At 67.3% G+C, this 13,722-nt stretch carries 11 protein-coding genes; 6 read left to right on the top strand and 5 right to left on the bottom strand.

Annotated elements, in window-relative coordinates:
• Positions 1 to 303: 303 nt before the first annotated feature.
• Positions 304 to 717: an NAD(P)H-binding protein gene (locus ASE31_RS32335; protein WP_235514196.1), complete on the top strand. Its 414-nt coding sequence runs from the start codon at positions 304 to 306 to the stop codon at positions 715 to 717.
• A complete protein-coding gene (locus ASE31_RS32330; RefSeq protein WP_235514194.1) occupies positions 690 to 1,064 on the top strand; it encodes a hypothetical protein in 375 nt (124 codons plus the stop codon). Before ASE31_RS32335 ends, ASE31_RS32330 begins: the two co-directional genes overlap by 28 nt.
• 4 nt (positions 1,065 to 1,068) lie before the next feature.
• Here ASE31_RS32330 and pmbA read toward each other — a convergent pair whose 3' ends face one another.
• Entirely contained in the window at positions 1,069 to 2,499 is a 1,431-nt protein-coding gene (gene pmbA, locus ASE31_RS00755; RefSeq protein WP_057199640.1) for a metalloprotease PmbA, read from the bottom strand.
• A gap of 64 nt (positions 2,500 to 2,563) precedes the next feature.
• Here pmbA and yjgA point away from each other — a divergent pair, with 64 nt between their 5' ends.
• From yjgA to ASE31_RS00740, 3 genes are all read left to right on the top strand, one after another.
• Positions 2,564 to 3,223 (top strand): ribosome biogenesis factor YjgA, encoded by a 660-nt coding sequence (gene yjgA / locus ASE31_RS00750; protein WP_057199639.1) that lies wholly within the window; start codon positions 2,564 to 2,566, stop codon positions 3,221 to 3,223.
• On the top strand, positions 3,216 to 3,821 hold the full coding sequence (gene mog, locus ASE31_RS00745) for a molybdopterin adenylyltransferase (RefSeq protein ID WP_057199638.1): 606 nt from the start codon (positions 3,216 to 3,218) through the stop codon (positions 3,819 to 3,821). Before yjgA ends, mog begins: the two co-directional genes overlap by 8 nt.
• Positions 3,822 to 3,962: 141 nt before the next feature.
• Positions 3,963 to 4,853, top strand: a complete 891-nt coding sequence (locus tag ASE31_RS00740; protein WP_162261365.1) for a hypothetical protein — start codon at positions 3,963 to 3,965, stop codon at positions 4,851 to 4,853.
• Positions 4,854 to 4,886: 33 nt separating this feature from the next.
• Here the strand turns inward: ASE31_RS00740 and cysE are convergent, their stop codons facing one another.
• Together cysE and ASE31_RS00730 are read right to left on the bottom strand one after the other, a co-directional pair.
• Positions 4,887 to 5,666 carry a serine O-acetyltransferase gene (gene cysE / locus ASE31_RS00735; RefSeq protein ID WP_057199636.1) on the bottom strand — a complete coding sequence of 260 codons (780 nt, stop codon included), beginning with the start codon at positions 5,664 to 5,666 and terminating at the stop codon, positions 4,887 to 4,889.
• A 34-nt stretch (positions 5,667 to 5,700) separates the two neighbouring features.
• Positions 5,701 to 6,480 carry an RNA methyltransferase gene (locus tag ASE31_RS00730; RefSeq protein ID WP_057199635.1) on the bottom strand — a complete coding sequence of 260 codons (780 nt, stop codon included), beginning with the start codon at positions 6,478 to 6,480 and terminating at the stop codon, positions 5,701 to 5,703.
• Between the two features lie 171 nt (positions 6,481 to 6,651).
• Here ASE31_RS00730 and ASE31_RS00725 point away from each other — a divergent pair, with 171 nt between their 5' ends.
• The gene (locus ASE31_RS00725; RefSeq protein WP_057199634.1) at positions 6,652 to 7,584 is read left to right on the top strand and encodes an inositol monophosphatase family protein; all 933 of its coding nucleotides are present in this window, start codon (positions 6,652 to 6,654) and stop codon (positions 7,582 to 7,584) included.
• A 40-nt stretch (positions 7,585 to 7,624) separates the two neighbouring features.
• On the opposite strand, the gene ASE31_RS00720 is transcribed toward ASE31_RS00725, so the two are convergent.
• Both ASE31_RS00720 and ASE31_RS00715 read right to left on the bottom strand, forming a co-directional pair.
• Complete coding sequence (locus tag ASE31_RS00720) at positions 7,625 to 8,755, bottom strand: two-component system response regulator (protein ID WP_057199633.1); 1,131 nt, start codon at positions 8,753 to 8,755, stop codon at positions 7,625 to 7,627.
• A gap of 25 nt (positions 8,756 to 8,780) precedes the next feature.
• Positions 8,781 to 13,643, bottom strand: a complete 4,863-nt coding sequence (locus tag ASE31_RS00715) for a PAS domain S-box protein (protein WP_057199632.1) — start codon at positions 13,641 to 13,643, stop codon at positions 8,781 to 8,783.
• Positions 13,644 to 13,722: the final 79 nt, after the last annotated feature.

Here is a 13,722-nt window from a genome sequence, read left to right as displayed (position 1 = left end):
GCCCACCTTCTTTTGGCGACGCAAAAGAAGGTGGGTGCGCCGCCGGGCGCACACCCCGGCCTCAGCCTTTAAAACAGGCATGCAGCAACCACAGCACACGATCCGTGAAATCCGTCGCAGCGCACGCCATGTCTCGACAACACACGCCAGCAACCGCTGCCACAAAGGCACCCCAAGCCGTGAACAATTTCACCACCCCGCCCCCCCCAGTGCAGCGCAGGGCCCTGGCTTCAATCGGACTGCGTGGAATGATCGCGCCCAGGTTCCAGAAACCACCGCCACCAACCCACCACGCTAATCCCCATGAAGCGCCGCCTCATCCTCGGAGCCACCGGCTCCCGTGGCCGCCACGTGCTCGAACAGGCGATCACCGCCGGCCACCAAGTCTGCGTGCTCGTACGCAACCCGGCCAAGCTACCCACCGAGACACGTGCACTGGTCACCTTGCACCAGGCCGACCTCGGCCAGATCGCCACGGAGGACCTGGCGGCAATCGTCCGGGGACACGATGCACTCATCAACTGCGCCAGCATGGTCACCGAGGGTCAGGCCTTCGTGGACCTGGTGGCGCGCATCGTCGAAGCGTCGAATCGCTGCCCGCCTCCGAGCGGCCTATCTGCTGGTTTTTTGGGGGCGCTGCGGCGCTGGACATCGGCCAGACGGGCCGCAAGGGCGCCACCCTGCCCAAGGTGCGCGACACCTACTGGCCGCACCTGAAAAACTACGAACGCATCTGCGCGTCGCCCCTGGACTGGCGCATGCTGTGCCCCGGCCCCATGGTGGAGAAGGCCGCGCTCGGCATGGCCCGGATGCGGGTGGCCACGGAGCAGTTGCCGGTGCGCATTGCGGGCTTCGCCAACGCGCTGCCTGCCCCACTGCTCCTGCTGCTGTTCGCCTCCAAGGTGCCCGAGATGATCAACCCCTATGCCGACGCCGCGGCACTGATGCTGGCCCACCTGGAGCCTGCCGGCACCCTGTCGCGCAACCGCGTGGGGATGGCGCTGCCAGTGGGCATGAGGGGCAGGAAGGACACCTGGGCGGCGCAGTCCCGCGCCACGGCCTGATGGCTCAGCTGCCCGCCACCTTCATCTTGTTCACGAGAATCGAACCCACGGTCTTGGCACCGTAGTTGTAGGTGTCCGCACCCACGGCCTCGATGCCCTGCAGCATGTCCTTCAAGTTGCCGGCGATGGTGATCTCATGCACCGGGTAGGCGATGCGGCCATTCTCGACCCAGAAGCCGCTGGCGCCGCGCGAATAATCGCCGGTCACGTAGTTCACGCCCTGGCCCATGAGCTCGATCACGAACAGGCCCGTGCCCAGCTTTTGCAGCATGGCGTCGAGGTCGTCGCCGGGCTGGGTCAGGCGTGAAGTCATGGTCAGGTTGTGCGAGCCGCCGGCGTTGCCGGTGGTCTTCATGCCCAGCTTGCGTGCCGAGTAAGTGGACAGGAAATAGCCCTCCAGGCGCCCGCCCTTGACGACCTGGCGCGGAGCCACGCGCACGCCTTCATCGTCGAACGGCGAACTGCCCTTGCCGCGCAGCTCGAAGGGGTCTTCGCGCACGTCGATGTGCTTGGGCAGCACGCGCTTGCCCAGCGAGTCGAGCAAAAAGCTGCTCTTGCGGTACAGCGCGCCACCGCTCACGGCCTGCACCAGGCCGCCCAGCAGGCCGGCGGCCAGGGTGGACTCGAACAGCACGGGGCACTGCGTGGTGGGAATCTTGCGGCTGCCCAGGCGCGACAGCGCGCGCTCGGCGGCATAGCGGCCCACGGCCTGCGGCGAGGCCAGCTCGGCCGCATCGCGCATGGAGCTGTACCAGGCGTCGCGCTGCATCTCGGCATTGCGGCCGGGCAGCGAGGCAATCGGCGCCACCGAGAAGCTGTGGCGCGACGACGCATAGCCACCGCGGAAGCCGCGCGTGTGGGCGCTGAAGAAGTGGCTCTGCTGGGCCGACACGCCTGCGCCTTCGCTGTTGGTGATGCGGCGGCTGGCCTTCAGGGCGGCGGCCTCGCATTCCATGGCCATCTTCGCGGCCTGCTCGCTGTCGATGGACCAGGGGTGAAACAGGTCCAGGTCGCGGTGCGTGTCCATGGGCGCGATGTCGTCGGCATCGGGCAGGCCGGCCATGGGGTCTTCGGCCGTGAAGCGGGCGATGTCGTAGGCGGCCTGCGCCGTCTGCTCGATGGCCTTGCTGGAAAAATCGGAGGTGCTGGCATTGCCCCGGCGGTTGCCGATGTAGACGGTGATGCCCAGCGACTTGTCGCGGTTGCGCTCCACCGTTTCGAGCTCGCCCTTGCGCACGCTGACCGACAGGCCGCAGCCCTCGGAGGCCTCGGCGCCGGCGTCGGTGGCGCCGAGCTTTTTGGCATGCGCGAGGGCGCGGTCCACCAGTTCTTCGAAGAACGGACGGCTGTAGCTGAAGCCGTTGTCGGGGGTGCCGGATGCGGTGGCGGCCGGGGCGCTGGAGGCGCGCGGCGTGCGGATGGAGGGTTTATTCATAGCGGCAGCTATGATACTTGCCGCTGTGGCGCGCGCTGCGCCACCTCCCCATTTGCCCCCACCCATGTCACGCAAACCCAAAAAAGGCTACTTTGTGAAGGGCCAGTTCGTTGCCGAAGGCAGCGAAATGGACATTCAGCTCAAAGCCGAACTCAAAGGCACGCCCGATGCCAGCCGAACCGATCTCAAGCGCGAAAGCGATGCCCTGCAGGACCTGGGCAAGGAGCTTCTGAGCCTGCGCGCCGACCTGGTCGAGAGGGTGGGCCTGCCCGAGAAGCTGGTGGACGCGCTGGCCGAGGCCAAGCGCATCACCAATTTCGAGGGCAAGCGCCGCCAGATGCAGTACGTGGGCAAGATCATGCGCAAGCTCGACCCCGAGCTGGTGCAGGCTGCGCGCCAGGCGCTCGAAGAGCAGCACAAGGGCTCGGCCGACGTGAAACTCACGCTGCACCTGGCCGAGCAGTGGCGCGACCGCCTGATCGCCGACGACGAGGCCCTGGCCCCCTGGATGGCCGAGCACCCCGACACCGACACCCAGCAATTGCGCGCCCTGATCCGCCAGGCGCGCAAGGATGCGCCGCCCGCCGACAAAGCCGCCGTATCGCAAGGCCTGGCGCCGCGCAAGGGCCGCGCCTACCGCGACCTGTTCCGGCTGGTGCGCGAGCACATGGGCGACGTGCCTGAGAACGACGAAGACGGCGACGAGGACGGCGACCATGCCTGAAGCTGCGCACGGCGCCGTTCACGACCCTGTCCGGATAGGCATCGTCTCCATCAGCGACCGCGCCAGCAGCGGCGTCTATGAAGACAAGGGCCTGCCGGCGCTGCAGGACTGGCTCACCCGGGCGCTGCACAACCCCATCACCTTCGACGCGCGCCTGATCCCCGACGAGCAGGCGGGCATCAGTGCCACGCTGATTGCTTTGGTGGACGCGGGCTGCAGCCTGGTGCTGACCACCGGCGGCACGGGCCCCGCGCTGCGCGACGTGACGCCCGAGGCCACGCTGGCCGTGGCGCACAAGGAAATGCCGGGTTTTGGCGAGCAGATGCGCCAGATCAGCCTGAAGTTCGTGCCCACGGCCATCCTCTCGCGCCAGGTGGCGGTGGTGCGCGGGCAGAGCCTGATCATCAACCTGCCCGGCCAGCCCAAGGCGATTGCCGAGACGCTGGAAGGCCTGCGCGCGGCCGATGGCAGCCAGATCGTGCCCGGCATCTTCGCAGCAGTGCCCTATTGCATCGACCTGATCGGCGGGCCCTACCTTGAAACCCGCGACGAGGTCTGCAAGGCCTTTCGGCCCAAGAGCGCGGTGCGCAGCCGCTGAATGCAGGCCTGGCGAGGTGCGCCGGGCTTGCATTTTGTAACCAGTGATGCGACTCGTGACCCACATGGGTGCGCCGGGTCACACGAAAGTGTGTTGTGCAGCCCCTAGACTGGTCGCTACATTCACTTTCACCGACACATGATGAAGAAAAGACTTCTTCTGCAGCTCACCCTGGTTGGCCTGCTCGCTGCCTGCGGCGGTGGCGGCGGCAGCAGCGATGGGCCCACGCCAACGCCCCAGCGCCTGGTGGGCGAGATCTTCGGCACGCCCGAACAGGTGGCCACCTCGGACCTGGTGACCAATGCCGGCTACGGCGGCTATGGCGGCGCACTGGAGACCTCACGTGCGATACAGAAGGCCGGCAAGACCAACATGCTGGACTTTCTGTTCCTGTTCAACATCTCCGACAAAGGCGCCGCCCGCCTGGTGAGCGACGCCCCCGCCGTGCTGGAGGCCTACATCGCGAAGAACGCCGACCTGCTGCAGCCCGGCGTCTACGTGTACCTGCTGGATGAGATGTACCTCAAGGCGTCGCTGGTGGAGGACGACCCGGCGGAATACCAGGCGCAGCTCGACGACCTCAAGCGTGCCGCCGCGCTGGTGCGCCAGCGCCTGCCGCAGGTGAAGCTGGGGCTGTCGTTCAGCCCGCACGCCACCTTTGGCCACCCCAAGGTGATGCCTTTCATAGCGCCGGCCATCGCGCAGGTGGACTGGGTGGGCACGACCACCTACTGGCTGGGCGACAAGACCACCACCAGCGCGCTGCACGACTGGTCGCGCGCCCTGCCGGGCCTCGCACGGGCCGCCCAGCCCAAGGTGGAAACCTGGTACATCGCCCAGGCCTTCCGCGAGCCCGCGTGGGACAAGCAGGTTTTCCGCGAGTTCATGCAGACCGAGCTGCAGATCTCGGACAGCTATGACGCGATCATCTTCTTTGGCTGGCAGGAGACCTCGGAACTGTCCAGGCAGACTGCCGGGCGCTACTTCGAGGCCGAGACACGGGCTGTCTACAGCCGATTCCTCAAGAAATGACCTGCCGGGTGGGAGAGAACCCTGGAAAGGGTTCTACTTGCCCACCAGTTCGTTGAGCTTGCCCGCCTCGAACTGCTCGGTAGTGGCCGCATCGCAGGGCACACAGTCCCGGGTGGCGGGGGCCGCCGTCGAGAGTTTCTCGATGGCCTGCCACAGCAGCATGATCTGGTGCTCCTGCGAGGAGGCGTTGTCGATCAGGCCGCGCATGGCCTGCGACAGCGGGTCGTCCTCCTGCGTGATGCCGTAGGCCGTGAACTTGCGCGGCTGTGGCTCGGTCACGTCGGCGCTCTGGCCGGCCTTGGAGGGGATGATGCGCGCCGGGATGCCCACGGCCGTGGCCCCTGCGGGCACGGGCTTGATGACGACGGCGTTGCTGCCGATCTTGGCGCCATCGCCGACCTCGAAGCCACCGAGCACCTTGGCACCCGCACTCACCACCACATCCTTGCCCAGTGTGGGGTGGCGCTTGGCGCCCTTGTAGAGCGAGGTACCGCCCAAGGTCACGCCCTGGTAGATGGTGCAGCCGTCGCCGATCTCGGCCGTCTCGCCCACCACCACGCCCATGGCGTGGTCGAAGAAGACACGTTCGCCGATCCTGGCGCCCGGATGGATCTCGATGCCCGTGAGCCAGCGCGCAATGTGCGAAATGAAGCGCCCCAGCCACTTGAAGCCATGGCCCCAGCACCAGTGCGCGGGCCGGTGCAGCCAGATGGCGTGCAGACCGGGGTAGCAGGTGATCACCTCCCAGGTGCTGCGCGCAGCGGGGTCGCGGTCGAGGATGCACTGGATGTCGGAACGCAGGCGTGCAAACATGGCTATAGTTGTTTTTGGAATATGGAAATGCAGTCTAGCGCTTTGCCTGCGCCGTCTCGATCATGGCTTTTGCAACACCACGCAGGATGTGGATTTCCTCGGACCCCAGTTGCGCGCGGTTGAAAAGCTGGTTCAGGCGCGGCATGAGCTTCTTGGGCGCATCGGGGTCGAGAAAGCCGATGTCCACCAGTGCCCGCTCCCAGTGCGCGAGCATGCCGGCCACCTGGACGGCATCGGCCAGCTCACGCTCCTGCGCGGCATCGGCCACCTCGCGGTCCGGCGCGGGCGCAACAGCAGCCGGCGCGCCAAAGCCACCCAGGGCCATGCGCCATTCGTAGGCGATCACCTGGATGGCCGCGCCCAGGTTGAGCGAGCCGAAGCCGGGATTGGTGGGAATCGACAGCGCCACATGGCAGCGGTACACGTCCTCGTTGGCCATGCCGAAGCGCTCGGAGCCGAACAGGAAGGCCACACCCGACTCCACAGCGGCGTCTGCCGCCCTAGGGGCGACCAACTGCGCAAAATGCTCGCGCGGCGAGCGGGTCGGCGGCCCGAAGTCCCTGGGCGTCATGGCCGTGGCGCACAGGTGGCTCATGCCGTCGAGCGCCTCGTCCAGCGTGGCGACGATGCGCGCGTTCTGCAGCACGTCGAGGGCGCCGCTGGCGCGCTGGATGGTTTCTTCACGCCGCAGCACGTTGGCCCAGCGTGGCTCGACCAGCACGAGGTCGTCGAACCCCATCGTCTTCAGGGCCCGCGCGGCGGCACCGACGTTGCCGGCATGGCTGGTGTTGATCAGGACGAAACGGGTTTTCATGGGGTCGAAAGGGCTCTGTGCGGACCTGGATAGGCCCTTGCATTGGGACGGAAACGGCAAAACAGGTAAAATCCAGCCCCTATTGTCGCCGCCCGCATCGCCTGGCTGCGTTCCACGCTCCTCTTTCGCAAGGCGCGCCCCCTGCCGGCGCCCTGCCAGAAACCACAATTTATGTCGTCCAACCTGCACCCCATGCTCAACGTGGCCATCAAGGCCGCACGCGCCGCCGGCGCCATCATCAACCGCGCGGCCCTTGACGTGGAGGCCGTGCGCATTTCGCAAAAGCAGGTGAACGACTTTGTGACCGAGGTGGACCACGCGGCCGAGAAGATCATCATCGAAACCCTGCTGACGGCCTACCCCGGCCACGGCATCCTGGCCGAAGAGTCGGGTTCGGAATACGGCGCCAAGGATTCGGAATTCGTCTGGATCATCGACCCGCTGGACGGCACCACCAACTTCATCCACGGCTTTCCCGTGTACTGCGTGAGCATCGCCTTGTCCGTCAAGGGCAAGATCGAGCAGGCCGTCATCTACGACCCCTCGCGCAACGACCTGTTCACCGCAACCAAGGGCCGTGGCGCGTACATGAACGACCGCCGCATCCGCGTGAGCAAGCGCACCCAGCTCAAGGACTGCCTGATCTCCACGGGCTTCCCCTTCCGCCCGGGCGACAACTTCAAGAGCTACATGAACATGATGGCCGACGTGATGCAGCGCACGGCCGGCCTGCGCCGCCCCGGCTCCGCAGCACTCGACCTGGCGTACGTGGCCGCCGGCTTCACAGATGGCTTCTTCGAAAACGGCCTGTCCATATGGGACATCGCCGCCGGCTCGCTGCTGGTGACCGAGGCCGGCGGCCTGGTGGGCAACTTCACTGGCGAGGCCGAGTTCCTGGAGCAGCGCGAATGCCTGGCCGGCACCCCCCGCATCTACGGCCAGTTGGTGCCCATCCTGGGCAAGTACAGCAAGTTCGCCAGTGCCGGCGACAAGGCTGCCGTGCGCCAGGCGGCCGATGCCGGTGAGCCGGATGCGGCCCCAGCGGCGGACGCCGCTCCCGACGCACAGGACGGCGCAGCCAAGGACGAGAGCGCCCCGCTCTGATAGCCTGCAGGGTGGTCCATCGCCCCCCTCCCCCACCCCATCAACCCGGGTCGGGGTACTTCTGCGCGATGACGCGAAAATCCTCGGCGATGTCCACGAAGGCATCCACCATGTCGGGGTCGAAATGCGTGCCCCGGCCACGCACGATGGTGCTGCAGGCCTGGTCGTGCGAGAACGCAGGCTTGTAGACGCGCTTGCTGATCAGCGCGTCGTACACGTCGGCCACCGCCATGAGCCGGGCCGACACGGGGATGGCGTCGCCCGCCAACCCCTCGGGGTAGCCCGAGCCGTCCCACTTTTCCTGGTGGCTGTAGGCGATTTCCTTGGACACGCTGAGGAACGCCACGCGCATGCCCAGGCGCTTCTCGGCGTCCTCGATGGCGGCACGGCCCAGAGTGGTGTGCGTCTTCATGACTTCGAACTCTTCCACCGTGAGCTTGCCGGGCTTGAGCAGGATGCTGTCCGGGATACCGATCTTGCCGATGTCGTGCAGCGGCGCCGACTTGTACAACAGGTCGATCATGCGGTCATTGAGCGCGTGCTCGAAACGCGGGTGGTGGCGCAGCCGTTCGGCCAGCGCCTTCACGTACAACTGGGTACGGCGGATGTGGTTGCCGGTCTCGTTGTCGCGGGTCTCGGCCAGCGAGGTCATGGCCATGATGGTCACGTCCTGGATGGCCTGTACCTCCAGCGTGCGCAGGGCCACCTCGCGCTCCAGGTAGGAGCTCTTGTCACGCAGGAAGTCGGCCGTGGCCTTGAGCGCCAGGTGCGTGTTCACGCGCGCCAGCAGGATGGGCGGGCTGATGGGCTTGGTGATGTAGTCCACCGCGCCCAGGGCCAGGCCCATGCGCTCGTCATCCGGGTCGGAGCGGGCGGTAAGGAAGATCACCGGGATGTCGCGCGTAGCGGGCGAGGCCTTCAAGCGCCGGCAGACCTCGTAGCCGTCCACCTCGGGCATCATGATGTCCAGCAGGATGAGGTCGGGCCTGGTGTCCGACTGGGCGATCTTGAGTGCCTTTTCCCCATGGTTGGCCACCTTCACCAGGTAGTGCTCGCGCAGCAGGCTGCCCATCAGCGTGAGATTGTCGGGCGTATCGTCCACCACCAGTACTGTGGCGATCGGCTTGTCCACAAGGGTCGGCTGGTGCGAAGCGAAGGGCGCGTTGTCCATGGGCTTTCCTGCGAATTGGGACCGTTCAGGGGGCTATGGCGGAATCAGGGGGTGGCGGCTCGGGCACCACAGAGGCGATGGTATCCAGCGCCTGTTCGAAATCAAAGTTCCGAATGTGCACATCCACCGCCTTGAACACCGGGTCCAGGAATCCCTCCAACACCATTGCATTGTGTTGCAAAAACTCGGCGGCTGCCGGGTCGTCCTGTAACAGCAGCGTGCGCAGCTGGTGCAGCAGTTCGGCCGGGGGCCTGGTCGGCACCAGGCCGGCTGCATCGGCCAGTGCCGGCGCGCCTGCGGCCCACCGCTTGAGCGCATCGATCAGGGGCAGGAGCACCCCACCCAGCGCCGCGAGCAGGGGTGCGGTGGCCTCTGGTGGCGGCGGGCCCTTGCGCAGCAGGTCTTCGAGCTGGTAGGCGCGGTCTGCCACGGGCTGCGCACCTATGTTGGCGGCCACCGAGCGCAGCGTGTGCGCCAGGCGCTCGGCAAGACCCAGGTCCCCGTTGGCGAGCGCAACCTCCATCTCCGGCACGGCGCCAGCCTGCCCCTCGACAAACCGGCGCAGCATGTCGCCATAAAGCGCGGGTTTGCCCAGGGCACGCTGCAGCCCCAGCGCCGTATCCAGCCCGGCCACCAGGGGCCAGTCCACAGGCTGTGGGGGCCTAGGTGGCATGGCGCCAGCGTGGTGCGGCTGCGGGGGCAGGCCCTGGGGCACGCCCAGCCCGGGGCGCGGCTGTATCCAGCGCGCCAGGGCCTTCCACAGGGCCGCAGGGTCGATGGGCTTGGCCACGTGGTCGTTCATGCCGGCATCAAAGCAGCGCTGGCGGTCGGCGTCCATGGCATTGGCCGTCATGGCCACGATGGGCAGGCGCGCAAAGCGCGGGTCCGCGCGCAGGTGGCGCGTGGCGGTCTCCCCATCCATCACCGGCATCTGCATGTCCATCAGCACCAGGTCGTAACTGTCCTCGTGCAGCCGGTGGATGGCCACCTGCCCGTTGCCCGCCACGTCCACGTCGAAACCCGCGTCGCGCAGCAGTTCCACGGCCACCATCTGGTTGAGTTCGTTGTCCTCCACCAGCAGCACCCGCGCGCCGCGGATGGCCAGGGGCAGCTCCTCGGACACGGGCGGTGGCACGTACTGGCGCTGCAGCGCCGGCAGGGCATGCTCCAGGGGCTGCATCAGCGTCTCCAGCAGCAGCGAGGCATTCACGGGCTTGATCAGCACCGTCTCGATGCCCTGCGCGCGCGCAGCGCGCATCACGTCCTCGCGCCCGTAGGCCGTGACCATCAGCATCTGCGGCACCTGGGGCATGCCCAGACTGCGGATGTGGCCCGCCAGCTCGACACCGTCCATGCCCGGCATGTGCCAGTCGAGCAGCAGCAGGCCGAAGAAGCGGTTCTTCGCCATGGACTCGCGCAGGAGATCGAGCGCCTGCAAGCCGGAGTAGGCCTGCTCCACCTCGAAGCCCATGGCCTGCAGCATGTCCGACAGCACGGTGGCCGCCGTGTGGTTGTCGTCCACCACCAGCACCCGGCGGCCCACCAGGTCCGGCGGCGGCAACAGCACCCGGGCCGGGGCACCACGCTCCAGCGGCAGGCTGACCCAGAAGGTCGAGCCCTGGCCGAACTCGCTGATCACCCCGACTTCGCCGCCCATCAGCTCGGCCAGGCTCTTGCAGATGGCCAGGCCCAGGCCGGTGCCGCCATAGCGGCGCGTGGTCGAGGTATCGGCCTGCTGGAAACTGGCGAACAGCCGCCCCATCTGCTCGGGCGTGAGGCCGATGCCCGTGTCGCGCACCTCGAAGCGCAGGCTCACCCGCGTTTCGCTCTCTTCGAGCAGCCGCACGGCAATGCTGATCTCACCCTGGTCGGTGAACTTGATGGCGTTGTTGGCAAAGTTGATCAGGATCTGTCCCAGGCGCAGCGAATCGCCCAGCAGGTTGGGCGGCACGTTGGCGGCGACATCGCAGACCAGCTCCAGCCCCTTGGCGCCAGCCTTGTAGCCCACCACGTCGGTCACGCTCTCAAGCATGCGGTCCAGCACGAAGGGCTGCTTTTCGACCGTGAGCTTGCCCGCCTCGATCTTGGAGAAATCCAGGATGTCGTTGATCACGCCCAAAAGGTGCTGCCCGGCCTGCTGGATCTTGCTCACGTAGTCGTGCTGGCGCGCGTTCAGCCCCGACTTGAGCGCCAGGTGCGACATGCCGATGATGGCGTTCATCGGCGTGCGGATCTCGTGGCTCATGTTGGCCAGGAAATTGGACTTGAGCGCGGTGGACTCCTCGGCCAGCTCCTTGGCGCGGCGCAGGTCCTCTTCGGCGCGCTGGCGGTCGGTGATGTCCACGAAAGTGCCGATGGCGCCGCCGGGCGAGCCGTCGGCCCGTGCGAAGGCGTGCAGCCAGAACAGGGTGTGGTGCACCTGCCCGTCGGCGTACGACAGGTCCACCTCCTTGTGCACCGAATGCAGGCCATTCATCGCCTGCAGGTTGTCGCCCTGGAAGCGCATGCGCTGCTCGGGCGGCAGGAAGTCGAGGTCGAGCACGGTCTTGCCCACCAACTGGTCTCGGCGCACGCCGAAGGCCTGTTCATAGGCGCGGTTGAAGCCGATGTAGCGCCCGTCGGCCCCCTTGTAGAACAGGGGCACAGGAATCGCGTCGATCAGCGCCTGCTGGAAGCCCAGTTGCTCCTCCACCTGCTCCTCCAGCTGCTTCTGGTCGTGGATGTCCACGCTCACGCCCACCACGCGCACCGCACGGCCCGCGCCGTCGCGCAGGATGCGCGCAGCCATCAGGAACCAGCGCACCTCGCCGTCCGGGCGCACGATGCGCCAGGAATTGCGCAGGTCGGTATCGACCCCATCCAGGCTGGCCCTGAAATTCGCACTCGCTTCCTCGCGGTCATCCGGGTGCAGGCGGTCAAGCCAGTAGCCAAGGCCCGCAGGCTGCGTGCCCGCCGGCAGGCCCAGCATGGACACGAGCTTGTCAGACCAGACCACGGTGTCGGCCACCAGATCGATGTCGAACACGCCCACCTTGCCGGCTTCCTGGGCGATCTCCAGCCGCTCATTGGCCTGCTGGATGGCGATCTCGCCCTTGCGGGCCTCGGTCACGTCCTCGATGACCCAGATGGAGGCAGAGCGGTAGCCCTCCATATTGATGCTGCGCCCGGCCAGTCGGGCCTCGAAGCTGCTGCCATCCAGCCGGCGCAGCGTGGCACGCTCGCGCAAGGCCTGGCCCGAGGCGAGCCGTTGCGCGATGAGGGCCGCAAAGCTGTCCGATTGCACCTTGTCGCCGAACAGCGCCGTCACCTCGCCGCCCAGCAACTGCGAGGCCGTGCCCCGCATGAGCTCCACGAAGGCCGGGTTGAACTGGCGGAACTGCCCTTCGCAGACCAGCAGGATGGGTGGCGCATTGTCGAAGATGGCGGTCTGCTGCTCCAGCAGCTCGTTGAGCAGGCGCTCGCGCCGCTCCAGCTCGGACTGCGCGCGCATGCGCTCCGAGACATCCTCGTGCAGCCCGACGATGGCAATGCGCTTGCCGCGCCCGTCGAACACGGGCGACAGCGTGGCCTCGTCGTGGTAGATGCTGGCGTCGCGGCGCCGGTTCACAAAGGTGCCGCGCCAGGACCGCCCCGACAGCAGGGTGGCCCACATGTCCTTGTAGGTCTGCGGCGGCGTCTGGTCGGTGGAAACGATGGACGGCTTCTTGCCGCGCACCTCGTCCAGGGCATAGCCGGTGTTGCGCTCGTACTGGGGGTTCACCCAGTCGATGCGGCCCTCGCCATCGGTGATGACCACGGCCACGGGGCTGCTCTCCAGCGCCGCGCCGAGCACCCGGAAACGCTCCAGCGCGGCCGCCATGCGTGCGCGGCTGCGCAGCAGGTCCAGCAGCAGCAGCCCCAGCAAGGCCAGCAGCACAAAGGCCGCAGCGCCCACCTGCCAGCGCAGCAGGGCGGGGACCAGGGCGCTCACATCGTCGAGCACCACCAGCTGCCACTGGCCTCCAGGGTCGTTCCATTCGATGCCCCGGCTCGCCACCGCATAGGTCACGCCATTGAGCAGCACCTCGCCGGCATCGGGCGCAAACGGCAGCGCGGAGGCCACGCCGTTCTCGAAGTGGCGCCCGAACTGGCGCGACGCACGGATCGCATCGATGCGGGCCTGCGTGAGCGGCGGCGCCACGGCAAACTGCCATTCGGGCCGGGTGGACGAGAACGCCACGCCCTGCGGGGACATGAGCAGCGCGGGGATGCCGGTGCTTGCCACCAGCGCATCGACCACCTCGAAGCCCACCTTGAACATCACCACGCCGATGATGGAGCTGGAGGGAGAGTCCGTCTCGTACAGGGGCGCCGCGTAGTACAGGCCGCGCTCCTGGCTGTTCACGCCAATGGCTGCATAGACGCTGATGGCCCCCTTCATGGCCTGCCGAAAATAGGGGCGAAACGCCAGGTTGGAGCCGGTCGCCTTCTCGCCTGCCGTCTCGTGCGCAACCACGGTGCCATCGGCCGACATCACATACACACCGCTGATCAGAAAGCGCCCGCGCGCCACCGCCAGCCGCGCCAGCGATCCCGGGTCATCCGGCGGTGTGTAGCCGCGCGCCATGTCCTTGAGCTGGGGCTCGCTCAGGCCCATGAGCGAGACGGCGCCGATCAGGCCGCCCCCGGTGGTCTGCGTGATCAGCGCATCGGCCGCCTGCTGCACGATGCGCGTGCGCTCCACCGCCCGCTCCTGGCCGCGCCAGTACACCACTGCCTGCACGACCAGCCAGGCCCCCAGCAGCGACAGCACCACCACCAGCGCCATGCCCCGCGTCCAGGCGGGATCGCGTTCGAGCACGCGATCCAGAAATCTGCCCTCTTTGTCGTTCCTCTTCACCTGTGCCATGCACAGCCCCCGGTGGGCGCAAGGCCCGTCCACGGATCACCTGCGTCAGCGCGTCGGGTCCAGCATTGCATCGATTTCC

Source organism: Acidovorax sp. Root217, from assembly GCF_001428645.1.
Taxonomy (GTDB): domain Bacteria; phylum Pseudomonadota; class Gammaproteobacteria; order Burkholderiales; family Burkholderiaceae_C; genus Acidovorax.
Note: the sequence above shows the minus strand (reverse complement) of the source record. Positions and strands in the feature narration are given on the sequence as shown.

What these genes read in the sequence shown, in the direction of transcription:
- ASE31_RS32335 (WP_235514196.1), top strand. Translation starts at nt 304, where the DNA reads ATGAAGCGCCGCCTCATCCTCGGAGCCACCGGCTCCCGTGGCCGCCAC.
- ASE31_RS00715 (WP_057199632.1), bottom strand. Translation starts at nt 13,643, where the DNA reads ATGGCACAGGTGAAGAGGAACGACAAAGAGGGCAGATTTCTGGATCGC.
- yjgA (WP_057199639.1), top strand. Translation starts at nt 2,564, where the DNA reads ATGTCACGCAAACCCAAAAAAGGCTACTTTGTGAAGGGCCAGTTCGTT.
- ASE31_RS00730 (WP_057199635.1), bottom strand. Translation starts at nt 6,480, where the DNA reads ATGAAAACCCGTTTCGTCCTGATCAACACCAGCCATGCCGGCAACGTC.
- mog (WP_057199638.1), top strand. Translation starts at nt 3,216, where the DNA reads ATGCCTGAAGCTGCGCACGGCGCCGTTCACGACCCTGTCCGGATAGGC.
- ASE31_RS00720 (WP_057199633.1), bottom strand. Translation starts at nt 8,755, where the DNA reads ATGGACAACGCGCCCTTCGCTTCGCACCAGCCGACCCTTGTGGACAAG.
- ASE31_RS00740 (WP_162261365.1), top strand. Translation starts at nt 3,963, where the DNA reads ATGAAGAAAAGACTTCTTCTGCAGCTCACCCTGGTTGGCCTGCTCGCT.
- ASE31_RS00725 (WP_057199634.1), top strand. Translation starts at nt 6,652, where the DNA reads ATGTCGTCCAACCTGCACCCCATGCTCAACGTGGCCATCAAGGCCGCA.
- cysE (WP_057199636.1), bottom strand. Translation starts at nt 5,666, where the DNA reads ATGTTTGCACGCCTGCGTTCCGACATCCAGTGCATCCTCGACCGCGAC.
- pmbA (WP_057199640.1), bottom strand. Translation starts at nt 2,499, where the DNA reads ATGAATAAACCCTCCATCCGCACGCCGCGCGCCTCCAGCGCCCCGGCC.